At 73.7% G+C, this 23,168-nt stretch carries 24 protein-coding genes; 10 read left to right on the top strand and 14 right to left on the bottom strand.

Going from position 1 to position 23,168, the window contains the following annotated elements:
* Positions 1–4: 4 nt before the first annotated feature.
* Genes IEZ03_RS17755 through IEZ03_RS17745 form a run of 3 tightly spaced genes read right to left on the bottom strand, consistent with a single transcriptional unit; the run spans position 5 to position 2,249 of the window.
* A complete protein-coding gene (locus tag IEZ03_RS17755; protein WP_184881564.1) occupies positions 5–709 on the bottom strand; it encodes an MBL fold metallo-hydrolase in 705 nt (234 codons plus the stop codon).
* Between the two features lie 25 nt (positions 710–734).
* Entirely contained in the window at positions 735–1,586 is an 852-nt protein-coding gene (locus tag IEZ03_RS17750; protein WP_184881562.1) for a PHP domain-containing protein, read from the bottom strand.
* Positions 1,587–1,604: 18 nt separating this feature from the next.
* Positions 1,605–2,249, bottom strand: a complete 645-nt coding sequence (locus tag IEZ03_RS17745; protein WP_184881560.1) for a DUF6758 family protein — start codon at positions 2,247–2,249, stop codon at positions 1,605–1,607.
* 83 nt (positions 2,250–2,332) lie between these two features.
* Here IEZ03_RS17745 and IEZ03_RS17740 point away from each other — a divergent pair, with 83 nt between their 5' ends.
* Positions 2,333–2,722 carry an NUDIX hydrolase gene (locus IEZ03_RS17740; RefSeq protein ID WP_184881558.1) on the top strand — a complete coding sequence of 130 codons (390 nt, stop codon included), beginning with the start codon at positions 2,333–2,335 and terminating at the stop codon, positions 2,720–2,722.
* 19 nt (positions 2,723–2,741) lie between these two features.
* Here the strand turns inward: IEZ03_RS17740 and IEZ03_RS17735 are convergent, their stop codons facing one another.
* Positions 2,742–4,052 (bottom strand): CPBP family intramembrane glutamic endopeptidase, encoded by a 1,311-nt coding sequence (locus IEZ03_RS17735; RefSeq protein WP_184881556.1) that lies wholly within the window; start codon positions 4,050–4,052, stop codon positions 2,742–2,744.
* A gap of 49 nt (positions 4,053–4,101) precedes the next feature.
* Complete coding sequence (locus IEZ03_RS17730) at positions 4,102–5,043, bottom strand: HpcH/HpaI aldolase/citrate lyase family protein (RefSeq protein WP_184881554.1); 942 nt, start codon at positions 5,041–5,043, stop codon at positions 4,102–4,104.
* 52 nt (positions 5,044–5,095) lie between these two features.
* Here IEZ03_RS17730 and IEZ03_RS17725 point away from each other — a divergent pair, with 52 nt between their 5' ends.
* The gene (locus tag IEZ03_RS17725) at positions 5,096–5,599 is read left to right on the top strand and encodes a hypothetical protein (RefSeq protein ID WP_184881552.1); all 504 of its coding nucleotides are present in this window, start codon (positions 5,096–5,098) and stop codon (positions 5,597–5,599) included.
* A gap of 19 nt (positions 5,600–5,618) precedes the next feature.
* On the opposite strand, the gene IEZ03_RS17720 is transcribed toward IEZ03_RS17725, so the two are convergent.
* A complete protein-coding gene (locus IEZ03_RS17720) occupies positions 5,619–6,518 on the bottom strand; it encodes an RNA polymerase sigma-70 factor (RefSeq protein WP_184881549.1) in 900 nt (299 codons plus the stop codon).
* Between the two features lie 128 nt (positions 6,519–6,646).
* Between IEZ03_RS17720 and IEZ03_RS17715 the strand changes: the two genes are divergently transcribed.
* Together IEZ03_RS17715 and IEZ03_RS17710 are read left to right on the top strand one after the other, a co-directional pair.
* A complete protein-coding gene (locus IEZ03_RS17715) occupies positions 6,647–7,945 on the top strand; it encodes a magnesium transporter MgtE N-terminal domain-containing protein (RefSeq protein WP_184881547.1) in 1,299 nt (432 codons plus the stop codon).
* Complete coding sequence (locus tag IEZ03_RS17710) at positions 7,945–8,433, top strand: DUF1003 domain-containing protein (protein WP_229808367.1); 489 nt, start codon at positions 7,945–7,947, stop codon at positions 8,431–8,433. The genes IEZ03_RS17715 and IEZ03_RS17710 overlap by 1 nt, the downstream gene beginning before the upstream one ends.
* Here IEZ03_RS17710 and IEZ03_RS17705 read toward each other — a convergent pair.
* Positions 8,430–8,864, bottom strand: a complete 435-nt coding sequence (locus IEZ03_RS17705) for a MarR family winged helix-turn-helix transcriptional regulator (RefSeq protein WP_229808366.1) — start codon at positions 8,862–8,864, stop codon at positions 8,430–8,432. The genes IEZ03_RS17710 and IEZ03_RS17705 overlap by 4 nt on opposite strands.
* 85 nt (positions 8,865–8,949) lie before the next feature.
* Here IEZ03_RS17705 and IEZ03_RS17700 point away from each other — a divergent pair, with 85 nt between their 5' ends.
* The gene (locus IEZ03_RS17700; RefSeq protein ID WP_184881545.1) at positions 8,950–10,089 is read left to right on the top strand and encodes an Mrp/NBP35 family ATP-binding protein; all 1,140 of its coding nucleotides are present in this window, start codon (positions 8,950–8,952) and stop codon (positions 10,087–10,089) included.
* 304 nt (positions 10,090–10,393) lie between these two features.
* Here the strand turns inward: IEZ03_RS17700 and IEZ03_RS17695 are convergent, their stop codons facing one another.
* From IEZ03_RS17695 to sigE, 5 genes are all read right to left on the bottom strand, one after another.
* Entirely contained in the window at positions 10,394–10,747 is a 354-nt protein-coding gene (locus IEZ03_RS17695; protein WP_132050540.1) for a sec-independent translocase, read from the bottom strand.
* 131 nt (positions 10,748–10,878) lie between these two features.
* Positions 10,879–12,642, bottom strand: coding sequence for a trypsin-like peptidase domain-containing protein (locus IEZ03_RS17690; protein WP_184881543.1), 1,764 nt, complete (start codon positions 12,640–12,642; stop codon positions 10,879–10,881).
* Between the two features lie 115 nt (positions 12,643–12,757).
* Positions 12,758–13,864 (bottom strand): MucB/RseB C-terminal domain-containing protein, encoded by a 1,107-nt coding sequence (locus tag IEZ03_RS17685; protein WP_184881541.1) that lies wholly within the window; start codon positions 13,862–13,864, stop codon positions 12,758–12,760.
* The gene (locus IEZ03_RS17680; protein ID WP_229808365.1) at positions 13,861–14,466 is read right to left on the bottom strand and encodes an anti-sigma factor family protein; all 606 of its coding nucleotides are present in this window, start codon (positions 14,464–14,466) and stop codon (positions 13,861–13,863) included. Before IEZ03_RS17680 ends, IEZ03_RS17685 begins: the two co-directional genes overlap by 4 nt.
* Before the next feature lie 91 nt (positions 14,467–14,557).
* Positions 14,558–15,235 carry an RNA polymerase sigma factor SigE gene (sigE, locus tag IEZ03_RS17675; RefSeq protein ID WP_373293637.1) on the bottom strand — a complete coding sequence of 226 codons (678 nt, stop codon included), beginning with the start codon at positions 15,233–15,235 and terminating at the stop codon, positions 14,558–14,560.
* 308 nt (positions 15,236–15,543) lie between these two features.
* On the opposite strand from sigE, the gene IEZ03_RS17670 reads away from it, so the two are divergent.
* Complete coding sequence (locus IEZ03_RS17670) at positions 15,544–16,146, top strand: O-methyltransferase (RefSeq protein WP_184881537.1); 603 nt, start codon at positions 15,544–15,546, stop codon at positions 16,144–16,146.
* A gap of 6 nt (positions 16,147–16,152) precedes the next feature.
* Positions 16,153–16,860: a hypothetical protein gene (locus IEZ03_RS17665; protein ID WP_229808364.1), complete on the top strand. Its 708-nt coding sequence runs from the start codon at positions 16,153–16,155 to the stop codon at positions 16,858–16,860.
* A 31-nt stretch (positions 16,861–16,891) separates the two neighbouring features.
* On the opposite strand, the gene IEZ03_RS17660 is transcribed toward IEZ03_RS17665, so the two are convergent.
* Positions 16,892–18,373, bottom strand: coding sequence for a leucyl aminopeptidase (locus IEZ03_RS17660; protein WP_184881535.1), 1,482 nt, complete (start codon positions 18,371–18,373; stop codon positions 16,892–16,894).
* Between the two features lie 100 nt (positions 18,374–18,473).
* On the bottom strand, positions 18,474–18,641 hold the full coding sequence (locus IEZ03_RS17655) for a DUF3117 domain-containing protein (protein WP_131954262.1): 168 nt from the start codon (positions 18,639–18,641) through the stop codon (positions 18,474–18,476).
* Positions 18,642–18,918: 277 nt separating this feature from the next.
* On the opposite strand from IEZ03_RS17655, the gene IEZ03_RS17650 reads away from it, so the two are divergent.
* The 3 genes from IEZ03_RS17650 (at position 18,919) to IEZ03_RS17640 (ending at position 23,152) form a co-directional block, all read left to right on the top strand.
* Positions 18,919–19,704 (top strand): enoyl-CoA hydratase-related protein, encoded by a 786-nt coding sequence (locus tag IEZ03_RS17650; RefSeq protein WP_184881533.1) that lies wholly within the window; start codon positions 18,919–18,921, stop codon positions 19,702–19,704.
* Positions 19,705–19,794: 90 nt separating this feature from the next.
* The gene (locus IEZ03_RS17645; RefSeq protein ID WP_221480588.1) at positions 19,795–20,559 is read left to right on the top strand and encodes an ABC transporter ATP-binding protein; all 765 of its coding nucleotides are present in this window, start codon (positions 19,795–19,797) and stop codon (positions 20,557–20,559) included.
* A 4-nt stretch (positions 20,560–20,563) separates the two neighbouring features.
* On the top strand, positions 20,564–23,152 hold the full coding sequence (locus tag IEZ03_RS17640; RefSeq protein WP_184881532.1) for an FtsX-like permease family protein: 2,589 nt from the start codon (positions 20,564–20,566) through the stop codon (positions 23,150–23,152).
* Positions 23,153–23,168: the final 16 nt, after the last annotated feature.

Genomic DNA, 23,168 nt, shown 5'->3' with positions numbered 1-23,168 from the left:
GCCGTCAGTCCTCGTCCTGGGCGAGCGCGCCCCACGACTCCCAGCGGGAGTCCTCTTCGCCGACGGTGGTCTCCTCGCCCTGGGCGGGCAGGACCTTCAGGTCCTTCGGGAGCGGGGTGAGCAGCGCGCCGATGGAGTTGAGCTGCTTGCGCAGGTCCTCGTAGACGCCGCCGATGGAGCCGGGGCGGCCGCGGTGCAGCGTGTCGCCGGAGAACAGGACGCCGAGCTGCTCGCTGATCACGCAGACGCTGCCGGGGGTGTGGCCCGGGGTGTGCACGATCTCCAGCTGGGCGTCGGCGATCTCGAAGACGCCGCCGTCCTCCAGCCAGATGTCGGGTTCGAGGGAGCGCAGGGCCTTGGCGTCGTCCTCGTCGTCCTCCTCTTTGGCGAGGCGGCCGAAGTAGTCGCGCCACAGCAGCCGGTCGCCGCGGTGCAGCGCGATCGGGGCCCAGTTCTCCTCGTCCTCCTCGCCCGCGGCGGCGACCTCGAGGACCACGTTGAGGTGGTGCTCGTTGCCGTCGGTGAGCAGGACGGCCATGACCTCGCGGTCACCGACCTCCTTGAGGATGGCCTCGGCGTCGTGCGCCGGATCGATCACGACGACCTCGTCGTCGTCACCGATGATGTAGGTGTTGTTCTCGACGTCGTAGTCGGTGTCGTCGAGGGAGAGCCGCCCCGACGTCACGACCTGTTCGATGCGCGCGTCCACCCTCCGAAGCCTATCGTGCTTCGCGTCACGTTTCGGGCAGTCGGAGATCATCACGGCGGGCTCCCGCCAGCAGCCGCTCGTAGTCGGCGGGCGCGGTCGTCTCGGCGCCGAGACGGTCGCCGGTCAGGTCCCCGTGGTCGTCGCTGGAGCCGGTCACGGCGAGGTCCAGGGCGGACGCGAGGTCGCGCAGGTGAGCGCGGTCCTCGGGGGCGTGGTCGGGGTGGTCGGCCTCGATCCCGGCGAGCCCGGCGGCGGCGAGCCTCTCGACCACCTCGTCGGCGACGACGTACCCGCGGCGCCGCGCCCTCGGGTGGGCCAGCACGCACACTCCCCCGGCCGCGCGGACGAGCCCGATCGCCCGCTCCGGTTCGAGCGCGTACCGCTCGGCGTGGGCGCGGCCGCCCTGCGCGATCCAGCGCGGGGTGAACGCCTCGTCGGTGTCGCGGATCGCGCCCGCCGCGACCATGGCCCGCGCGATGTGCGGACGCCCGACCGCCTCGCCTCTGGCCAGCGAGCGGACCATGTCCCAGGTGACGTCCACGCCGAGCTCCCGGAGCCGGTCGACCATGGCCCGCGCCCTGATCACCCGGTCGTCGCGGATCCGGGCGAGTTCGGCCGCCAGGTCCGGGGCGGCCGGGTCGAACAGGTAGCCGAGCATGTGGAGGCTGCGGCCGTCCTGCCGGCACGACAGCTCGATGCCGGGGACGAGCGTCAGCCCCTCGGGCAGCGCCCCGGCGGCCTCGTCCCAGCCGGCGACGGTGTCGTGGTCGGTGAGCGCCAGGACGTCGAGGCCGTTCGCCCGCGCCCGCCGGACGACCTCCGCGGGCGGCCGGGTGCCGTCGGACGCGTCACTGTGGCTGTGCAGATCGATCCGCATGGCCCGTTCATACCAGCGTCAGTCGTCGAGCCGCGGGCTGTAGGCGCCGTAGGGGAGGTCGAGTTCCATCCCCGGCTCGCGCAGATCGAGCAGGGTCTGGCGCTCCAGCAGCAGCACACCGGCATCGGCGGGCCAGAGCACGACCCAGAGCCAGTGGCCCATCGCCTCCCCGACGAACACGGCGCGGTCGGCCTGGCCGTTGACCGTCCACATCGGCACGGAATGCCCGCAGGTCGCCGCGGGGCCGCTGACGTCGAGCTTCACGTGCGGGGGGGCGTCGAACACCTCGCCCGGGTCGGAGCCGTCGAGGCCCGCGTAGTGGGCACCGAGGCCGATGCCCGGCTCCTCGGCGATCAGCACCATGTCGGCGGGCCCGGCGAGCAGCCCCGGCCCGGACAGGGCCACCGCCGTCGCCCGCGCGCCGCTGCGGTCGTCCCCGACCGTGGCGAACCCCGTGACGAGCCAGCCCAGCGGAAGGGGCCAGGGCGTCCAGACGGGGACGCGGGCGTCGCGCAGCACGGCGGCCAGCCCGTCCGGGCCGGGCCGCTTGGACGGCTGCCTCGGGAGGACGACGCCGTGCACGCCGCAGCTCCAGTCGCTGGACCAGAGGCCCGGCGCATGCAGAGGGCCCGCGCAGCGCGGGCAGGTGGGCTCCGCCCTCATGACTACCCACCCTGCGCGGCCTCTTCCCGGCCCGTCAAGGCCGGGCGGGTCGCCGCGTGGAAAAGGGGGAACAAAATGAGGTCATGCGTGTGCGTTGTGTCGGCGGGATCGTGCAGGACGGCGCCGGGCGGCTGCTCCTGGTGAAGCGGGCGCGCCCGCCGGGCGAGGGCCTGTGGTCGATCCCGGGCGGGCGGGTCGAGCCCGGCGAGGACGACCCGGCCGCGCTCGTGCGGGAGCTGAAGGAGGAGACCGGGCTGGACGTCGTGGTCGGCGCGCTGGCCGGGACGGTGGAGCGCCCGGGGCCCGGCGGCGTCACCTACGAGATCCACGACTACGCCGCGACGGTGGCGGGTGGAACGCTCCGCGCCGGGGACGACGCGGCCGACGCCCGTTGGATCGCTCCGGACGCGCTGGGGGACCTCCCCGTCGTGCCCGGCCTGCTCGACGCGCTCGTGCTGTGGGGCCTGCTGTGAGATTCGGGCTGTGACGCGGCTATGCGACGTGCGCGGGGCTGACGCCAGCGGTCACCGGGGCGTCGTCCTCCGCGGGGGCCGAGCTGACGGTCTGGACGCGCAGGCGCCGCGCCAGCCGGACGGCCACGGCCGCGAACAGGACCATCGGCACGATGTCGGCCACGACGACCTCCCACGGGACGTCGCCCTGCACGATGTCCAGTTCCCCGACGGCGGCGGAGAACATGAACGCCAGCAGGTTGTTGAACACGTGGAGGGCGATGGCCGCCTCCAGCCCGCCCGTGCGCACCGTCACCCACGCCGCGATGGCGCCGAAGGCGAAGATGTCGAGGATCCCCCAGCCCGTGTAGCCGTGCCCGGCCGTGAACAGGGCGGAGCCGACGACGATGCCGGGCCAGGGCGTGCGGAACACGACGCTGAGCGCCCGCCCGACCTTCCGCTTGGCGTTCTCCAGCGTGCAGGCGCCCACGGCCTGCAGCATCCAGCCGCGGAAGACGTACTCCTCCGCCGCGGCCTGGAACGGCACCAGGAGGAGAATGACGACCGCCGGGACGAGGAACTGCCCCCACCCGACCCACTCCTCGTCACCGCCGGACGGGTCGTCCATGGCCATCTCCGCCACGAGCGACGTCCCGAACGCCACGATGCAGAACCCGACCGCGAGGCCGCAGCAGACCAGCAGCCACTTCCAGCGCAGCCGGCCCGCGACCGACGACAGCGTGCCGGGCGCGCGCCGCTGGATGCCCCACGCCGCGAAGAACGCCACCGGCAGGAACACCGCGAGCATGGCCAGGTTGATCGCCAGGTCGGCGGTGTCGTTCTCGAACACCGTGGCGTTCGTGCCGGTCGTGTCGGGCGGCTCTCCAGTCACCGCCCAGGCGATGACCGTCCCGACGATCATGAGCCCCATCACCAGGCCGATGCCGATGACGAGGATCGTCAGCGAGCCGGCCAGGGGACGCCACCAGCGGTGCGCATCGTTCCGTGCCAGGTGGTGGAACGGGCTGCCGGCCGGCGCCTCCACCGTCCAGGACGTCTTGACGGGCTGCATCCCGTAGCCCGGGTACCCCTGCGGATAGGGAGCCTGCCCGTAGGCGCCCTGCCAGTAGGGATCCCGGGCGGGCTGCCCGTACGTCGGGTCCCACCCCGGCGGCTGCGCCGGGGCGCCGGGCCAGTACGGCGTCCCCGCGGTGTAGGGCTGCGCCTGCCCGGGATCGGGCGACCCGGGTGCGGGCGGCCGCTCCTCCTGGGGGCGCGGGTCCGCGGGCCGCTCGCCGGACATGCCGGGGTCCAGCGGGGTCCAGCCGTCGGCTTCCCCTGGTTCTGACACGTTCGGCCCTCCCGAAGCCCTTCCATCCGTGGACGAATCGTACGGGCGGTCAGTTCCCCCGGGGGTCGAAACGCTTCGTGCGCGCCAGCCCGGCCGCGCGGCCCTTGGCGGCGACGACGAGGGCCATCTTCCGGGACGCCTCGTCGATCATCTCGTCGCCGAGGACGGCGGCGCCGCGGCCCTCCACCGTGACGTAGTGGTCGTAGGCCTCGAGGATCAGCTCGGCGTGGTCGTAGTCCTCCTGGGACGGGGAGAACACCGCGTTCCCGGCCTCGATCTGGGACGGGTGCAGCACCCACTTCCCGTCGAACCCCAGCGCCGCGGACCGCCGCGCGACCCGCGTGAACGCCTCCACGTCGCGCACGTTGAAGTAGGGCCCGTCGATGGCCTGCAGGTCGTTGGCGCGGGCGGCGACCAGGATCCGCATCAGGATGTAGTGGTAGGCGTCGCCCTCGGTGTAGCCGGGCGGCTGCTCCCCCACGACGAGCGTTCCCATGTTGAGCGACGCCATGAGGTCGCCGGGCCCGAGGACGAGCGTCTCCAGCCGCGGCGAGGACGCCGCGATCGCGTCGATGCCGGCGAGGCCCCGGGCGTCCTCGATCTGCGCCTCGATGCCGATCCGGCCCACCGGCAGGTCCGCCGCCCGCTCGATCTGGGTGAGGAGCCGGTCGAGCCACTGGACGTAGGAGGCGTCCCGCACCTTCGGCAGCATGATCGCGTCGAGGTTGGCGCCGGCGCCCTCCACGACCTCGATCACGTCCCGGTACGCCCAGTGGGTGTCCAGGTCGTTGACGCGCACCACCCGGGTCTTGCCGGACCAGTCGCCCTCGTTGAGCGCCGCCACGACCGTCCCGCGTGCGTCCTCCTTCGCGGACGGCGCGACGGCGTCCTCCAGGTCGAGGAAGATCTCGTCCGCGGGGAGCCCCTGCGCCTTCTCGATGAAGCGGGCGTTGCTGCCGGGGACCGCGAGCGTGGTACGACGTGAGCGCATGGCCCCGGATGCTATCCATCGGTGTGAGACCCTTCTGACATGGGTGACGGGCATGGCTGAGCTGAACCGGGCGCTCGTCGAGGAGGCGGCCAAGAAGTCGGACCTGCTGTGGCTGGACCTCCCCGGCCTGCGGCAGCCGAGGGCGGCCTGGCACGTGTGGCACGACGGCTCCGCCTACGTGCTGACCGGCGGGGAGGGCGAGCAGCCGCTGCCCGGCCTTCCGGAGTCCGCGCAGGTCACGGTGATCCTGCGCAGCAAGGACAAGGGCGGTCGGCTGGTCTCGTTCGTCGCCGACGCCGAGCCGGTCGAGCCGGGCACCGAGCTCTGGGACGCCGTCGCGCCGCTGCTCGCCAAGGCCCGGCTGAACGCGGCGTCCCACGGGGGTCAGGTGGAGCGCTGGGCGACCGAGTCGTGGATCATCCGGCTCACCCCGGCGCTGCCGGTCACCGAGTCCACCGACGACTACGCGGCCGTCCGCCCCGTCCCGACGCCCGCGACGACCGCGGGCGCCCCGCCCCGCCTCTTCGGCGGCAAGCGCCGCCGGGTCGACCGCTAGCGCGCCGGCCGGCGGCGCGTCACGCCGGGAGCCGGCGGCCTTCGGCCACCGCGCGGAGCTTGTCGGGGTTGGCGACCAGGTGCACGGCCCGGACCCGGCCGTCGCCGTCGACCTCGGCGGTGACGGTGCTGATCGGGCCGTCGGGGCCGTCCACGATGAGGGCCGGTTCGCCGTTGAGGTGGACGCGCCGCACCCGCATGTCGGCGGGGTCGACGCCCGCGTAGGGCTGGCCGTTGATCCCGGTGAGCCAGCGGCCGACCTTCTCCGCGCCGCGGATGACGCGCCGCGCCGCCCGGACCTTGCCGCCGCCGTCCGTCCACAGCGCCACGTCCGGGGCGAGGGCCTCCATGAGCCGGTTGATGTCGCCGCCGAGGACCGCGTCGAAGAACCGCTCGGTGACCTTGCGCCGCTCGCCGCCGCCCGCCTCGAAGCGGGTGCGCCGCGCCTCCACGTGCCTGCGCGCGCGGGAGCCGAGCTGCCGCACGGACGCCTCCGACCGGTCGAGCGCGCCGGCGATCTCCGCGTACGGGTAGCCGAACACCTCCTTGAGGACGAACACGGCCCGTTCGAGGGGGCTCAGCGTCTCCAGCACGACGAGCATCGCCATCGACACCGATTCGGAGAGCTCGGCGTTGTCGGCGATGTCCGGGGAGGTCAGCATCGGCTCGGGCAGCCACGGGCCGACGTAGGTCTCGCGCCGCGCCTGCGCCGAGCGCAGCCGGTCCAGCGCCACGTTGGTGGTGATCCGGATGAGGTACGCCTTGGGTTCGGCGACGTCCGAGCGGTCCTTCGAGGACCAGCGGATCCACGCGTCCTGGACGGCGTCCTCAGCGTCGGCCGCGGTGCCCAGCATCCGGTACGCGACGGCGAACAGCAGGTTGCGGTGTTCCTCGAAGGGGTCCTCGAACGCGTCCCTCATGGTTCCACCCTTTCATGCGGGGGGACGTTCCCCCCGTGCCAGGGAAACGTGAGATGTCCCTCCCGTGGGCGTCCGATACGTCCGTCCGCTCCCGGATCAGGAAGGAGATCATGGGTAATGTCCTCGCCATGAGCGGAGCTCCATCACGCGTCTTCATCGCCCGGCTCGCGGGCGTCGCGGTGTTCGACCCGGCCGGTGACCAGGTCGGCAGGGTCCGGGACGTGGTGGTGGCGCTGCGGCTCGCACCGAGCCCGCCGCGGGTGCTGGGCCTGGTGGTGGAGGTCGCCTCGCGGCGGACCGTGTTCCTGCCGATCACGCGGGTGACGGTCATCGAGGCGGACGCGGTCGTGTTCGACGGGCGGCTGAACGTGCGGCGGTTCAGCAAGCGCGAGTCGGAGACGCTGGTCATCGCCGAGCTGCTGGACCGCACGGTCCGGTACCGGGACGGCGGCGACCCCGTCTCGGTCGTCGACGTCGCGATGGAGCCGACCCGCACCAGGGACTGGATCATCGGCAAGGTGGCCGTCCGGCGGAGGAGGGGCCGCGGGCTCCGCAAGCGCGGCGAGACCATCGTGGTGGACTGGGACGCCGTGGAGGGCTTCTCCGCCGTCGAGCACGGGCAGGGCGCCGCGGCGCTGATCGCCGCGTTCGAGGGGATGAAGCCCGCCGACCTGGCGAACGTCGTCCACGAGCTGCCGGAGAAGCGGCGGACCGAGGTCGCCTTGGCGCTCGACGACGAGCGGCTCGCGGACGTCCTGGAGGAGCTGCCCGAGGACGACCAGATCGAGATCCTCGGCAAGCTCGGCGTGAACCGGGCCGCCCGCGTCCTGGAGGCCATGGGCCCCGACGACGCCGCCGACCTGCTCGGGGACCTGCCGACCGAGCAGCGGGAGCAGCTGCTGACGCTGATGGAGCCGCGGGAGGCCGCGCCCGTCCGGCGGCTGCTGACCTACGAGGACTACTCGGCCGGCGGCCTGATGACGACCGACCCGGTGATCGTCGCGCCGGACGCGACGGTCGCCGAGGCGCTCGCGCTGATCCGGCGGCCCGACCTGAACCCGGCGCTGGCCGCGCAGGTGTACGTGTGCCGGCCGCCGACCGCGACGCCGACCGGGCAGTACCTGGGGACGGTCCACTTCCAGAAGCTCCTCCGGGAGCCGCCGCCGACGCTCGTCGCCGGGATCGTGGACACCGAGCTCGACCAGCTGCGGCCCACCATGTCGCTGGAGGCCGTCGCGATGTTCCTTGCCACCTACAACCTCGTCGCGGGCGCCGTCGTGGACGAGAACGGCCACCTGCTCGGCGCGGTGACCATCGACGACGTCCTCGACCATCTGCTGCCGCTGGACTGGCGCGAGTCGCTGATGGACGCCGGCGCGGAGGAGTCGGCGGATCCCGAGGAAGAGGCTCTCCGGGGGAAGATGTGATGACGACACGCCAGATGACCGCCCGCCTGGACCAGCCGCGGGAGATCCGCCGGACCTTCGTGCCGCACTACGATCCGGAGTCCTTCGGGCGGCTGTCCGAGCGGATCGCGCGGTTCCTCGGGACGGCCAGGTTCCTCGTCTACCTGACCGTGTTCATCATGGTGTGGATGGCGTGGAACATGCTCGCGCCCTCGTCCCTGCGGTTCGACCCGTACCCGTTCATCTTCCTGACGCTGATCCTGTCGATCCAGGCGTCCTACGCGGCGCCGCTGATCCTGCTCGCGCAGAACCGGCAGGACGACCGGGACCGCGTCCAGTACGAGCAGGACCGGTCGCGCAGCGAGCGCACCATCGCCGACACCGAGTACCTGACGCGGGAGATCGCCGGGCTGCGGGTGGCGCTGAGCGAGGTCGTCACCCGCGATTTCCTGCGCTCGGAACTCCAGCAGGTCATGAAGGAGCTGGACGCCAAGGACAGCGCCGCCTAGTCGGCGAGCTTGGCCAGGATCTCCTGCAGGGCGCGCAGATCGGGCTCGTCCAGGCGGCTCAGCACGTAGTCCCGGACGCCCTGCCGGTAGGTGGGGGTGGCCTCGTCGAGCCTGGCCCGCCCGGCGGCCGTCAGGTCCGCGTACAGGCCGCGCGCGTCGCTCGGGCACGTCTGCCGGGTGACCAGCCCCTCCCGCTCCAGCCGGTCGACGAGCCGGGTCAGGCCGCTGCGGGACAGCAGGACGCGGTCGGCGAGGTCGTTCATGCGGAGCCGCCCGGCCTCGCCGAGGTGCATGAGCACCTCATAGGAGCCGACCGCGAGGTCGTGGCGGGCCAGCAGATCGGCTTGCACACGGCGGGAGATCCGCGCCTGGGCTCGGAGCATCGTGCGCCAGACGAGCAATTCGGCGGACGAGACGGTGCTGGTGGTCACGCACCGATGTTACGGCGGCGCGCGGGGACTGTGAGGACGGCCACCCGGATACCTCGGTTTTGCTTCGGGTTCGTACCATGGACCCATGGCCTCCCAGTTGACGACCGAGCAGGTGACCGCGGCGCTTGCAACCGTGAACGATCCTGAGATCCGCAAGCCCATCACCGAGCTCGACATGGTCAAGAGCGTCGACATCGGCGCGGACGGCGCCGTCCGCGTCGGCATCTACCTGACCGTGGCCGGATGTCCGATGAAGGACACCATCACCAAGAACGTCACGGAGGCCGTCTCCAAACTCGAAGGCGTCGCCTCGGTGCACGTCGAGCTCGACGTGATGAGCGAGGAGCAGCGCAAGGACCTGCAGACCAAGCTGCGCGGCGGCGAGCCCGCCAAGGAGATCCCCTTCGCCCGGCCCGGCTCGCTGACCAAGGTCTACGCGGTCGCGAGCGGCAAGGGCGGCGTCGGCAAGTCGTCGGTGACGGTCAACCTGGCCGCCGCGCTCGCCGCGCAGGGCCGCAAGGTCGGCGTCGTGGACGCCGACATCTACGGCCACTCCGTCCCGCGCATGCTCGGCGTCGAGACCTCGCCCACCAAGGTCCAGGACATGATCATGCCGCCGTCGTCGCACGGCGTGAAGGTCATCTCGGTGGGCATGTTCACCGCCGGGAACCAGCCGGTCGTGTGGCGCGGCCCGATGCTGCACCGCGCCCTCCAGCAGTTCCTCGCGGACGTCTACTGGGGCGACCTCGACATCCTCCTGATGGACCTCCCGCCCGGCACCGGCGACATCGCGATCTCCGTCGCGCAGCTGCTGCCGTCCGCGGAGATCCTCGTCGTCACCACCCCGCAGCAGGCGGCCGCGGAGGTCGCCGAACGCGCCGGCGCGATCGCCGCCCAGACCCACCAGCAGGTCGTCGGCGTCATCGAGAACATGTCGTACCTGTCCTGCCCGCACTGCGGCGAGCGCCAGTACATCTTCGGCGAGGGCGGCGGCCAGACGGTGGCGGACGCCCTGACGAAGACCCTGGGCACCCGCGTCCCCCTCCTCGGCCAGGTCCAGATAGACCCCCGCCTCCGCGAGGGCAGCGACCAGGGCGACCCCCTGGTCCTCTCCGACCCGGATGCCGGCGCAGCCAAGGAACTCCGCACAATCGCCGACACCCTGGCAGGCCGAAGCCGAGGCCTAGCAGGCATGTCCCTAGGCATCTCCCCCAAGAAGAGGTAACTCTGCCAGCCCAGGGGGGCGACCCCCTGGGCAACACGCGGGCACCCACGTCTGGCAATGCTGACGACACGCGTGGCTGCCCGCGTGTGTGAGGGACTTGGAGTGGACCCGCAGGTGGGGTCCGACGTGCATGATCACCCACGGGTCGTGCGGCTGGAGCGAGTGCAGCGAGCGGAAGTCGCACGACCCGCCGAGCCGGGCGACCGCAGCGACACCCGCACGCCCCGCACGGTCAAGACAGACCGCACAGGTGGCGTGAGGATCGACCGGCTCGTGACGGGGGGATTGGGGGGTCGCCCCCCAACTATGTAGCCTCGACGTCGAACGGCGGGCGTTCGCCGTGGTCGAGGCGGTCGTCGGGGGCCTTGGCGTAGGAGAGTTCGTCGTCGAAGACTCCGCCCTTGCTGTTCAGGGGGGTGTCGTCGTCCTCCAGGAGGTGTTTGCGGACGAACGTCTTCGGGTTGAGGTCGTTGATGTCGAAGTCTTTGAACTCGGGGCCGAGGCCCTCCTGCAGGTCCGCCTTGGCGTTGTTGGCCATCTGGCGGAACTGGCGCAGCATGCGGCCGGCCTGGCCGGCGACCTGAGGCAGTTTGTCCCCGAAGATGACCAGGGCGAGCACGGCGAGCATCGCCATCTCACCGACTCCGACGTCGAACAACCCGTCCTCCATGCAGCGAAGGGGACCGGCCCTGCGGCGGACCGGCCCCCCAAGCGTATCCCGAGCCCGGACGAACCGGACCCCCGGCATTTCCCCGGCGCGTGGCCGGCCGGGGAACCGTTCGGTTTTGCCTAGTCGGAGCCCAGGGTGACCTCGACGGTGCTTTCCCGGCCGTCGCGCTGGTAGGTGACCGTGATGCGGTCGCCGGGGGCGCGGCTGCGGATCTGCGCGATGAGGTCGGTGGCGTCCTCGATGGGCTTGTCGTCGATGCGGGTGATCACGTCGCCGGGCTTGAGACCGGCCTTGTCGGCGGGGCCGTTCCGGGTCACCGGCTCCTGCCCGTTGACGGCCTCCGGCATGATCCGCGCGCCGCCCTCCTGGTAGCGGGGGTCGGGGAGGACGCCGAGCTTGGCCTGCCGGACGCTGCCGGTGCGGATGATCTCCTCGGCGACCCGCTTGCCCTGGTTGATGGGGATCGCGAAGCCGAGGCCGATGCTGCCGCTCTGCTGCTCGCCGAGGCCCGATCCGCCGCCGAGGGTGGCGATGGCGGTGTTGATGCCGATCACGCGGCCCTTGGCGTCCACGAGCGGTCCGCCGGAGTTGCCCGGGTTGATCGCCGCGTCCGTCTGGATGGCGTTGAGGAAGGACGCGTCGCCGCCTTCGCCGCGGGTGGGCACGGCGCGGTTCAGCGAGCTGACGATGCCGGTGGTGACCGAGCCCTGGAGGCCGAGCGGTGAGCCGATCGCGATCACCGGGTCGCCGACGGCGATCTTGCTGGAGTCGCCGACGGTGAGCGCGGGCAGCGAGTGCGCGCCCTCCGGCTGGAGGACGGCGACGTCCGAGCTGGGGTCGGCGCCCTTGACGGTGGCGGGCAGCGTCTTCTTGTCGTTGAAGACGATCTCGATCGCGCTGCCGCCGGCGCCGGCGACGACGTGGTTGTTCGTGATGATGTAGCCGCCGTTGACGATGAAGCCGGTGCCGCCGACCTCGCCCTGCGACGACTCCACGCGGATCATCACGACGCTCGGCAGGACGCGCTGCGCCACACCGGCGACGGAGTCCGGCGGGCGGGCCTGCACCTCGCCGCCGCTGCTGCCGTTGCCGCCCCCGAGGCTGATCGAGCCGCCGTCGTCGCCGCCGGTGGCGACGACGCCGATCCCGGCGCCGAGCGCCCCGGCCACCAGCGCGACGATCACCGCGATGACGGCGAGGAGCCCGAGGCCCGGGCCGCTCCGCGAGGAGGACGGCGGGGCGGGGACCGGCGCCCAGTTCGGGCCGCCGCCGGGCGGTGTCCCGTAGCCGGCCATGGGGCGGGGGCCGCCGCCGGGCGGCGGGCCCATCGGCGCGGGCGGCGGGCCCATGGGCGCGGGCGGCGGGCCCTGCGGGTTCTGGTGCGGCCAGCCGCCGTAGGGCTGCTGCCCGTGCTGGGCGGCCCGCGGGTCATGGTGGTGGGGCACGAACCCCGGGCGCGGGCGGTCCTCGTCCGCGACGGGCTTGCCGAGCTGGACCGGCGGCGGGGGCTGCGGCATGTCGCTCGGCGACGCGTCCTGCAGCGGCACCTCCTGCGGCCCCATGTCGGCGGCCGGTCCGGGCCGGGACAGGACGTCCTCGCTGGTGTCCGGGGGCCCGAACGACGAGTCCGGCGGCGCGAACCCGCCCGCCACGAGGCGGTCGCCGGACTCGGGCTCGTCGGCGTCGTCGGTTGCGCCCTCGGCGGCACCGGTCTCGGAGCGCGCCTCGGGTTCGGGGTCGTCCGCAGGCTGCTCCTGGGGGATCTCCCGGTCGGTCACCGTCTCGGGCGGAGCCGCCGCCTCCCGCCGCTCAGGTTCCTGGCCGGGGACGAGGCCGTCGTCCTCCGCCGGTGCCCTGACCGGCCCGCGGTTGTCTTCCGTCATCCCCATCTCTCCTACCGAGCATGGTCCTGTTCATCCGTGCTCATCGTGCCCGCAACGGCATGTGAGGAGCATAAGACCTTCTGTCGATACGCTCGCCCATAAGTGATCATCTCGTTCAGTCGAACGGGTTGGCCGCGGCGGTGAGCCTGCGGGCGCCGCGCGACAGCCGCGACCAGAAGGGGTCGGCCTCCCTGGGCAGGTGCGCCGCGACCGCCTCGGCCGTGCTCTGCGGGGCGTCGGTCAGCACCGTGACCACGTAGCCGTCGTCCGCCGAGACGGCCCAGTGCCGCAGCGAACCGGCACGGTACACCGTCCGGCCGCGCCTGACGGTCTTCTGCCAGCCGTCCATGGCCGCCTCGTCCAGCCTGCCGGGCTGGACGAACACCGAGACGGCGGCGAGGCCGTCGGAGTAGCTGAGGTGGACGGTGCCGCCGCCCGCGTCGCGGCGGGCGTCGTGGAGGGTGAGCCGCCCCGGCAGGTCGTCGGGGACGGGCCAGCCGAGCTCGCGCAGCCCGTCGAGGTCGGCACGGTCCAGTTCGTCGCCCCACTGGGCGGCGGCCTCCTCGCCGCCGGACCGGGTCCCGCCGCGCCCGGGGAACCGCGCGAGCCCGTTGCGGGGACCGTCGAGCACCGCGGGCTCCGGCGGCGGCTCGGTGAAGCTGATCTCGGTGAAGCCGGTCATCACGACGGCGCGCCCGGTGGCGTCGATCAGCTCGCGGTGCAGCATCAGCCCGGTCTCGGCGTCGATCCAGAAGCGCCCGGCGGGGCTGCCGTCCGCGCGGCGGGCCTCGACGACGCGGGCGCGCCTGCCGCAGACCGCGGAGTCCTCGGCGCGGACCACCGAGTAGTTGCGGGTCAGCAGGGCGAGCGTCTCCGGGGTGAAGCCGGTCGTGTCCCCGGCGGCGGACTCGGGCCGGTAGCCCCGCTGGGCGGTCCCCGACCGGTAGCGGATGCCGTCGCCGGGGGTGTGGGCGACCGACACCCGGGACGTCATGGAGCGGCTGCGGCTCGCCGTCGTGAGGAACCGCCTGCCCTGGTACGGGACGCGGCTCGCGGCGTCGGCGGCGGCGCGCAGCAGCGCCACGGCGCGCGGGTCGCTGCGGACGTCCCGTGCCGCGGCGGGTTCGCCCGCGAGCGCCGCGGCCAGCGCGAGAGCCCCCGCGAGACCGCAGGCGAGCACGGAGCGGCGCCGTCCCCGGCCGAGCACGGCCCTCGCGCTCACGGCCCCGGAGCGACCGGGACCCGCGAGGACGGGTCGGTGAGCGGGTCGGTCAGCGGCGCGTCGCCGGCGGTCAGCGCGTGCTCGACGGCGAAGCGGTCGAAGGCGGGCGTGACGCTCGGCGCCTCCTGCCGCCCGCCGGCGGCGTAGGACGCGGTGCCGAGCCCGATGAACAGGGTGGCGGCGCCGAGGACGAGGTAGCGGCGCCGCGGCTGGGCGGGCAGGACCGCCGCGTGCCCGGGGCGGCCGCCGTGCGCACGCGCGGCGGGCCGGGCCCGCACGGGACGTGCGGACGGCCGGACCGGCCGGGCGGAGTGCCGCGCGGGCGGGCCGGGCGGAGGTGCGTGCGGAGAGTCGTCGGCGGGATCGGCGTAAGCGGCGAGGGAGCGCAGGCGGGTCAGGAAGTCGTCGGACGGGAGGCCGCCGGTCTCGTCGGCGAGCGGGGCGTCCGACAGGCCGCGCAGCCGCCCCTTGAGCAGGCGCAGCGCGGTGACCTCGTCCTTGCACTGGGCGCAGCCCGCGAGGTGGGCGAGGACGCGGTCGCGCTCCTCGTGCCCCAGCTCACCGTCGACCAGAGCGGTCAGACGCTCCCCCAGACAACTCACGCCGCCTCCGTCGTTCCGTTCCATCGGGCGCGCGGTCCCGTCCCGCGCGCGGTAGGCAAAGCCAGACTCGGACCTGGATCTAGAGTTACACTTACACGCCCTCGGGCTGCGGCCGAACGCCGCCCGCCAGGTGCACGCCCCCCGTAGTCTCCTCGTGCTCCGCGGTCTCCATCGCCTGCAGCGCCTGGTACTCGTTCCTGGTGCCGGGCCTGCGGCGGGTCGGCGCGCGGTGCTCCAGCGCCCCGCGCAGCTGCGCCCGCCCCCGGTGGATGCGGCTGCGCACGGTGCCGAGCTTGACGCCGAGTGTCGCGGAGATCTCCTCGTAGGACAGTCCCTCGATGTCGCACAGCACGACGGCGGCCCGGTACTCCGGTGCCAGCGCGTCGAGCGCCTCCTGCACGTCGGCGTCGAAGTTGGTGTCGTCGAACGCCTGCGCCGGGGTCGGCTCGCGGCCCTGGAGGCGTTCGGCGGCGTCGTCGCCGAGGCCCTCGAAGCGGATGCGCTGGCGGCGCCGCGCCATGTCGAGGAACAGGTTCGTGGTGATCCGGTGCAGCCAGCCCTCGAACGTGCCCGGCGTGTAGTTCGACAAGGAACGGAACACGCGGACGAAGACCTCCTGCGTGAGGTCTTCCGCGTCGTGCTGGTTGCCGGTCAGCCGGTAGGCGAGCCGGTAGACGCGGGCGGAATGATCGCGGACGACCTCGTCCCAGGACGGCGGAGCCCATTCCGCCTCGGGGGCGTTCTCGCGAGCGCTCGTGCCACTGCCCACCCCTTGTCTGGGGCCGACCCCCACAGCGCTTCTGAAACTGAGTGCTGCGACTCCCATGGTGCCGGGCTGTTCCTCTCTCGTGAGCCAAGGTCTCGCCTTGGAACGGCACGGTCTCGCCTGGGCTGGGGCGGTCTATACCGACTCGGTACTCGTGGGTTCAACCCGCTCGTGAGCGGATTCCTTCCGCCGTTACAACGCGCTGAAACTCCAGTTGGTTCCCTGTCAGCGATATGGTCTTTCCAGCATGACCCAGGCGGGGGTCCCGCGAGGAGGCAGCCATCGACGCCGTTCAGGCCACCCGGGCCTATGTGGAGGATTACCTCCCCGAAGACGAGTCGCTCCTGAACGCCAGGCGCCGCGGCGAGGAGGTCGGCGCCGTGCCGATCGGCGCGGCCGCCGGGTCCGCGCTGCGCTTCCTCGCGACGCTGCTCGGCGCCCGGACGGTCGTGGAGGTCGGCTCCGGCTGCGGCGTGTCCGGCATCTGGCTGATGCGGGGGATGCCGAAGGACGCGGTGCTGACGAGCGTCGACATCGACCCCGAGCACCAGCGGATGGCGAAGCAGGCGTACCTGGAGGCCGGCCTCGGCTCCTTCCGCACCCGGATGATCACCGGGCCGGCGCTGGAGGTGCTGCCGCGGCTCACCGACGGCGCCTACGACCTGGTGTTCTGCGACGCGCAGAAGCGCGAGTACCCCGAGTACCTGACCGCCGCGCTGCGGCTGCTGCGGCCGGGCGGCGTGGTCGCGTTCGACAACGCGCTGTGGCACGACCGGGTCGCCGACCCGAACCGGCGCGACCCCGACACCGAGGCGATCCGCGAGGTGCACCGGATGGTCCGCGACGACGAGCGCCTCGTCCCGATGCTGCTCCCGGTGGGCGACGGCCTGCTGTGCGCGGTGAAGAGCGGCTGACCCCCGATGGAAGCCGCCCCCGGCAAGGCCACTTCTGACGCAGCCGCCCCCGACGAAGCCGCGCCTGACGAAGCCGCGCATGAGGAGAGCCTCTCCGAAGAAGGCGGGGGGGCCCGCGCCGGTGCGGGCGAGCCGTTCGCCGTCCGGGTCAGGGTGACGTGGCGGGACGTCTGGCTGCTCGTCGCGTCCCTGATCCTGCTCGCCGCGTCGGCCGCGTTCGTCGCGGGCGGCGTGACGGGCGGCGCCACCCTCGGCGGCGTCATGTTCTCGATCTTCGGCTTCGCCGGGCTCGCGCTGTTCGGCACGGGGCTGTTCCTGTCGGCCGGGCAGATGGCGGCGCGCCGCCCCGTGCTGGAACTGGACGCGGACGGCGTGCGCCGCACCGCGCGCTGGCCGCTGCCCCGCCGCGCCGGGAAGACGCTGCCCTGGGCGGACGTCCAGGCGATCGCGGCCCTGCGGCGCGGCCTCGACGGCACCCGCCGGGGCGAGCTGGACTACGTCGTGTTCCTCCGCACCCCGGAACTCGTCGAGATGGCCCGCACCTCCGGACGGCCGCAGCTGGTGGCGATGACCATGCGGGACGTGCCGGTCACGGCCGAGGCCGTCCAGTGGTGCTTCGCGGTCGAGCGGAACTGGGACGCGAACCTCCCGCGGATCGTCAAGGAGGCAAGGGCGCGCCACCGCGTCCCGGTGATCGACCGCCGCACGAAGTGACTCCGGCGCGGTCACCCCGCGCGGGAGGCCGTCAGGCGGTCAGCCAGTCGAGCAGGAGGCGGGTGCCGAAGCCCGTCGCGCCGCGGGTGATCTCGGCGTCGTCGGAGGTGGCGCGGCCGGGGCCGGCGATGTCCAGGTGCGCCCAGGGGCGCTCGCCGACGAACTCGCGCAGGAACAGCGCCGCCGTGATGGAGCCGCCGCCGTAGCCGCCGCGGCCGATGTTGTTGATGTCGGCGACGTCGGAGTCGATGGCGGCGCGGTAGTCGGCGACGAGCGGCAGCCGCCACACCGGGTCCCCGGCGGCCGTCCCCGCGCTCGTGAGCGCCGCGGCGAGCTCGTCGTCGGTGGAGAACAGCGCCGCATGCCGCAGGCCCAGCGCGACCTTGGCCGCGCCGGTCAGCGTCGCCACGTCCACGACCACGTCGGGGTCGAGCACGGCGTCCGCGTAGGCGAGGGCGTCCGCCAGGACGAGGCGTCCCTCGGCGTCGGTGTTCAGCACCTCCGACGTCTTCCCGCCGTAGTGGGTGATGACGTCCCCGGGCCGCATGGACGACCCGGACGGCATGTTCTCCGCGGCGGCGATCAGGCCGGTCACGCGGGCGCGGACGCCGAGACCGCGCAGCGCGCTGAGCACGGCGATGACCGCCGCGCCGCCCGCCATGTCGGTCTTCATCGTCTTCATGCCCTCGTTGGGCTTGAGCGACAGCCCGCCGGTGTCGAACGTGATGCCCTTGCCCACCAGGACGACATGCCGCTCGGGAGCACCCTCGGCGCCTCGCGGGTCGTAGGACAGCTCGATCAGGCGGGGCGGGCGCGACGACCCGCCCCCCACGGCCACCAGGCCGCCGAACCCCTCGTCGACGAGTTCCTTCTCACCGCGCACGCGGACGGTGAGACCGGTCTCGGCGGCGACCCGCTCGGCCTCCCCTGCGAGCCAGGACGGGTCCTTCTCGCGGGACGGGGTGTTGGCGAGGTCGCGGGCCAGCGCGGTGGCCCGGGCGCGGGTGGCGCCCAGCTCGATCGCCGGGGCGTCGGCCACCGGCCCCGCCTCGGTGACGACGGCGAGCGTGCCGACCGCCTTCTTCGCAGGCGGCTTCCCGATCTTGAATTCGTAGCAGGCGAGCAGCGCGCCCTCGGCGAAGGCGGCCAGGGCGGCGGCGGAGACGCCGGCCGGCGCGGCCGCGGCCAGCGCGGTCCGGCCCTTGCCGCGGCGGGCCAGTGCGGCGCCGGCCTTGCGCAGGTCGGCCGGGGCCGCGTGGCCCACCCCGTACAGCAGCAGCTCCCGCACCCGGTCGCCGAGGCGGACCTGGGCGGACGTGATCTCGCCCGGCTCGCCCTTGGCGTCGTGGAGCGCGAGCAGCTCGTCCAGCGTGAACGGCAGCGACTCCGCCGCTTCGGTCGCCGGCGCGACCGGCCCCGGCCCGACGGGGACGGCGACGACCTCGGCGTCGAGGTCGACCGCCGTCTGCGACACGGTGCCGCCGGCACCGTGCAAGCGGGTCTCGATGGGCATGGCGGCGGTTCCCCCTGTGAGTCGTGCTGCCTACGGGAATGGCAAGGGCCCCGGCGGTTCCGCCGGGACCGTCACCAGCAAGCCGGGATCGGCGGAGTCGTCAGCCCACGACTTCCTTGATGGCGTCGCCGAGTTCCTTGGCCTCGTCGGCGGAGAGCTCGACCACGAGACGTCCGCCGCCTTCGAGAGGAACCCGCATGACGATGCCGCGCCCCTCCTTGGTCACTTCGAGCGGACCGTCTCCCGTCCGCGGCTTCATCGCCGCCATGCGTGCATCCCCTTCCTGCGTAGGGCCGCGGCCTCGCACACCCTTGGCCGCGTGGCCGCGTGTCGCATCCGCGTCATCAATAGGTGGTCCATTATCTCGTCTTCCGGGCGCGAAGTGGTAACGATCAGCCTCCAGATCGGCCGAGCGGTGCGCCGGAGGCGCGCGGATCGGCGCCCGCGGGCCATGTGCCGGCGAGTGCCGGCGGCCCCTTGCCCGCCGCCCCCCGGTTCACCGATGGTTGCCTGGGAAGATCTACCGCGGACCATGGAGGACACCGATGGCTGAGACCGTGCGCTACGACGTGACCGACGGTGTGGGAACAATCACACTTAACCGCCCGGACGGTATGAATTCGCTGATGGCCGAGATGAAGGAGCTGCTGCGCGCGACGGTGGTGCGCGCCGCGGCCGACCCCGCGGCCCGCGCGGTGATCCTCACCGGGGCCGGGCGGGCCTTCTGCGCCGGGCAGGACCTGCGTGAGCACGGTGACAACCTCGCCGCGGGCAAGGGCCTGGACGACACGGTCCGCAAGCACTACAACCCGATCGTGCTGGCGATAGCGGGCATGCGTAAACCGGTCGTGGCGGCGGTGAACGGCGTTGCGGCAGGCGCGGGGGCGGCGCTGGCGTTCGCGTGCGACCTGGTCGTCGCGTCCGACAAGGCGCGGTTCGCGACGGCGTTCACCGGGATCGGCCTCGCGCCCGACAGCGGCATGTCGTGGACGCTCCAGCGGCTCGTAGGCCGAGCCAAGGCGGCCGAGCTGCTGCTGCTGGGCGAGCCGGTCAAGGCGCAGGACGCCCTGGAGCTCGGGCTGGTGAACCGGGTCGTCCCGGCGGACGAGCTGGCCCCGGCGTCGGTGGAGCTGGCCCGCCGCCTCGCCGAGGGTCCGACGGTCGCCTACGGCGCGGTGAAGGCGGCGCTCGACCACGCTGCGACGCACGATCTGGCGTCGTCGCTGGAGCGGGAGGCCGAGCTCCAGGACGAGTGCGCGGGGACCAGTGACCACCGCAACGCGACCGAGGCGTTCCTGAAGAAGCAGCAGCCCGCGTTCGAGGGCCGGTAGCCCGTACCCGGCCGGTGGGGCTGCCCCCACCGGCCGGTGGGGAGCGTGCGCCAATGTGCCGGAGGGGGTCCCGGCGGTTTGCTTGGCGGCATGACGCAATCTATGGCCGCACCGCCCGCCGAGCAGGTCCACGACCACGTCGCCGTCGCCCGCGACGTGGTCAAGTCGTACGGGTCGGGCGACGGTGCGGTGACGGCGCTGCGCGGTGTGTCGGCGACGTTCCGCCGGGGCCGGTTCACCGCGATCATGGGGCCGTCCGGCTCGGGGAAGTCGACGTTCCTGCACTGCATGGCCGGGCTCGACACGGTGTCGTCCGGGTCCGTGCTGATCGGCGGCGTGGACATCACCGGGCTGTCGCGGACGCGGCTCACGAAGCTGCGCCGCGACCGGCTGGGGTTCGTGTTCCAGGCGTTCAACCTGCTGCCGCTGCTGACGGCGGAGGAGAACATCCGGCTCACCGGGCGGCTCGGGAAGCGGCGCGCCGACCAGCGGTGGTTCGACACGGTCGTGGACGCGCTGGGGCTGCGCGAGCGGCTCGGGCACCGGCCGGGCGAGCTGTCGGGCGGGCAGCAGCAGCGGGTCGCGGTCGCGCGGGCGCTGCTGACGCGGCCGGAGGTGCTGTTCGCCGACGAGCCGACCGGCAACCTCGACTCGGCGTCGGGCGCCGAGGTGCTGGAGTTCCTGCGCACCGCGGTGGACGTCTACGGCCAGACGGTGATCATGGTGACGCACGACCCGGTGGCCGCCGCGCACGCCGACCGGGTGCTGTTCCTGGCCGACGGGATGATCGTCCACGAGCTGCCGCACCCGACGATCGACGCCGTGCACGCCGCGATGCGCCGGCTGGAGGGCTGAGCGGATGTGGCTCATCGCGCGCCGCTCCTTCGCCGAGGGCTGGATGCGGCTGGCCGCCACGCTGCTGGCGGGGGTGTTCTCGGTCGGGCTGATCGCGGGCTCGGTGCAGTTCACGCTGCGGGCGCAGGAGGCGGTGTCGGGCAGCGACGCCAGCGAGTACGCCCGCACGGACGTGCTCGTGGTCGGCGGCGAGACCGACCCGGACGACGTCTACGCGGCGCCGGACGGGCGGGTGGCGCTGGACGCGGTCGCGGGACGGCCGGGCGTCGCCGCGGCCGCCGGGGACGCGCTGGTCCCGGTGACCGCGAGCGGGCCGGACGGCGAGCCGATCGTCGCGCCCGCCGGGGCGGGGACGACGCTGCGGCCGTGGACGCCGGAGACCGGGCTCAACCCGTACCGCCTGGACGCGGGACGCGCGCCCGCCGCGGACGGCGAGGTCGCCGTCACCGGGCACATGGCGCGGGCCGGTGGGCTGTCGCCCGGCGACGCGCTGCGGGTGACGCTTCCCAGGCGGAGCCGCGACATGAAGGTCGTCGGGATCGTGACCGTGCAGGACCGCGGCACCGTGGCGCGCGGCGACCTGGTGCTCGCGCCGCCGGAGACCGTCCGGGAGGCGGCGGGGCTGCCGCCCGGGACGTGGCAGGGAGTGTGGGTGAAGGCCGCGCCGGGCGTCCCGGCGGAGCGGCTCGCCAAGGACCTGGCCCGCGACCTCGCCGCCGAGGACGTCACCGTCCGGACCGCCGCCTCGGCGCGGAGCGCCCACTCGGCCTCGCTCCAGGCGGAGGGGGCGACGATCGGCGGCGCCATCGCCATGGTCGCGTCCGTCGCGGTGTTCACCGGCCTGTTCGTGGTGGCCAACACGTTCGGGACGCTCGTCCGGCAGCGGACCCGCCGGCTGGCGCTGCTCGGCGCGATCGGCGCGACGCCCCGCCAGATCAAACGGCTGATCCGGCTTGAGGCGCTGGTGCTCGGCGCCGTCGCGACGGCCGGCGGCACGCTGCTCGGCTTCCCGGTGTCGGGCCTGCTCACCACGCTGTTCGCCCGGGACGGCTTCGACATCACCGGCACCGGCGCCCAGTACGGGTGGGTCGCGCTCGCCGTGCCCGCCGCGGCCGGGATCCTCGTCACCCAGCTCGCGGCGTGGCGCGCGGCACGGAAGGCCGCGCGGATCTCGCCCATGCAGGCGCTGCGCTCCGCGACCGCCGACACCGCCGGACGGCGCTGGCCGCGGCTGCTCGGCGCGCTCGCCGTGTTCGCCGCGGCCTGGGTGTTCTTCGGGCCGGTGTTCGCCGTGCAGCACGACGAGCCGCCCGGCCCCGACCGGACCATCGCCGTCTGCGTGCTGATCCTGCTGGGCTGCATGACGACGGCCGCGGCGCTCTGCGTCCTCGCGCCGTTCTTCGTCGGCCCGCTCGGCGGCCTGGTCGGGCGGCTCGGGACGGCGGTGAGCGGGGAGGCCGGGCGGCTGGCCCGCGCCACCATCACCCGCAGCCCGCGCCGGGTGTCGTCGGCCGCGTCGTCGCTGATGCTCGGCGTCGCGCTGGTCGGGGCGACCGCGCTGATCGTCCTGTCGGCGGACGCGCGGTTCGACGAGGCCGGGAAGGAGGTGCTGCGGGCCGAGCACGCGATCGCCGCGACCGGGGTGACCTCGACGGGCCAGGCACCGCTCCCCCGCGACATGGCGGACAGGGTCGCCGCCGTCCCGGGCGTGTCCCGGGCGATGGCGCTCACCGCGACCGAGGCCAAGCTCGTCTCGCCGCGCCCGAAGAGCCCGTACGGCGACGAGGACGCCGGGCCGCTGTACCTGATGGTGAGCGGCGCCGACCCGGCGGCGATGCCGTCCGTGCTGGACCTCGGCGGCGACCTGCGGCCGCTGCGCACCGGCGAGATCGCGCTGACCTCCACGGTCATGGAGGCGCAGCGGCTGCGGAAGGGGCAGCGGATCGTCGTCCGCGGCGGCGCCGGCAAGGTCGCGCTGACGATAGCGGGCGCCTACCACGACCCGTCCCACCTGTTCGCCGACCAGGCGCTCGTGTCGGCCGCCACCCTGGACCGGCTCGATCCCGGCGCGGCGACGCAGGTTGTCCTCGTCCGGGGCGGCACGCGGGAGGGCCTGGCGCGGGCGGTGGCGGACGTGCCGGGCGTGGAGGTGCTCGACAGGTCCGGCTACATCGAGATGGCGGCCGACGCGACCACGTCGGGGATGACCGTCATCTACGGGTTCATCGGGATGGCGCTGGTGCTCGCCCTGTTCGGGATGGCGACGACCGTGTCGATGAGCGTCGGTGAGCGGACCCGCGAGTTCGGGCTGCTCGGCGCGGTCGGCGCGACCGGGACGCAGATCCGGTCGGTCGTGCGGTGGGAGGCCGCCACGGTCGTGCTGCTCGGCGGCCTGCTCGGCATCGGCACGGCCCTCGGCACCGTGTACCTCATGCACGTGGCCACGGGGAGCACGTTCCTCAGCCCGAACCCGCCGTGGTGGCTGTTCGCCGCCGTCCTCGCCGGGGCCGCCGCCGTCACCCTGGCGACGTCGGCGCTGCCCGCCCGGCGCGCCGCGGCCGTCCCGATCCTGGAGGCCGCCAGATCGGAGTGAGCCGGGCCGGAGCGAG

The sequence above is a fragment of the Actinomadura livida genome, from assembly GCF_014648675.1.
Classification (GTDB): domain Bacteria; phylum Actinomycetota; class Actinomycetes; order Streptosporangiales; family Streptosporangiaceae; genus Spirillospora; species Spirillospora livida.
This window is presented reverse-complemented; position numbering and strand designations above follow the sequence as displayed.

Bases quoted from the DNA above. Each gene is read 5' to 3' on its own strand.
- IEZ03_RS17720 (WP_184881549.1), bottom strand. From the start codon at position 6,518: ATGAGGGACGCGTTCGAGGACCCCTTCGAGGAACACCGCAACCTGCTG.
- IEZ03_RS17665 (WP_229808364.1), top strand. From the start codon at position 16,153: ATGGAAGCCGCCCCCGGCAAGGCCACTTCTGACGCAGCCGCCCCCGAC.
- IEZ03_RS17750 (WP_184881562.1), bottom strand. From the start codon at position 1,586: ATGCGGATCGATCTGCACAGCCACAGTGACGCGTCCGACGGCACCCGG.
- IEZ03_RS17645 (WP_221480588.1), top strand. From the start codon at position 19,795: ATGACGCAATCTATGGCCGCACCGCCCGCCGAGCAGGTCCACGACCAC.
- IEZ03_RS17725 (WP_184881552.1), top strand. From the start codon at position 5,096: ATGGCTGAGCTGAACCGGGCGCTCGTCGAGGAGGCGGCCAAGAAGTCG.
- IEZ03_RS17655 (WP_131954262.1), bottom strand. From the start codon at position 18,641: ATGGCGGCGATGAAGCCGCGGACGGGAGACGGTCCGCTCGAAGTGACC.
- IEZ03_RS17650 (WP_184881533.1), top strand. From the start codon at position 18,919: ATGGCTGAGACCGTGCGCTACGACGTGACCGACGGTGTGGGAACAATC.
- IEZ03_RS17715 (WP_184881547.1), top strand. From the start codon at position 6,647: ATGAGCGGAGCTCCATCACGCGTCTTCATCGCCCGGCTCGCGGGCGTC.
- IEZ03_RS17745 (WP_184881560.1), bottom strand. From the start codon at position 2,249: ATGAGGGCGGAGCCCACCTGCCCGCGCTGCGCGGGCCCTCTGCATGCG.
- IEZ03_RS17710 (WP_229808367.1), top strand. From the start codon at position 7,945: ATGACGACACGCCAGATGACCGCCCGCCTGGACCAGCCGCGGGAGATC.
- IEZ03_RS17730 (WP_184881554.1), bottom strand. From the start codon at position 5,043: ATGCGCTCACGTCGTACCACGCTCGCGGTCCCCGGCAGCAACGCCCGC.
- IEZ03_RS17700 (WP_184881545.1), top strand. From the start codon at position 8,950: ATGGCCTCCCAGTTGACGACCGAGCAGGTGACCGCGGCGCTTGCAACC.
- IEZ03_RS17690 (WP_184881543.1), bottom strand. From the start codon at position 12,642: ATGACGGAAGACAACCGCGGGCCGGTCAGGGCACCGGCGGAGGACGAC.
- IEZ03_RS17740 (WP_184881558.1), top strand. From the start codon at position 2,333: ATGCGTGTGCGTTGTGTCGGCGGGATCGTGCAGGACGGCGCCGGGCGG.
- IEZ03_RS17640 (WP_184881532.1), top strand. From the start codon at position 20,564: ATGTGGCTCATCGCGCGCCGCTCCTTCGCCGAGGGCTGGATGCGGCTG.
- IEZ03_RS17660 (WP_184881535.1), bottom strand. From the start codon at position 18,373: ATGCCCATCGAGACCCGCTTGCACGGTGCCGGCGGCACCGTGTCGCAG.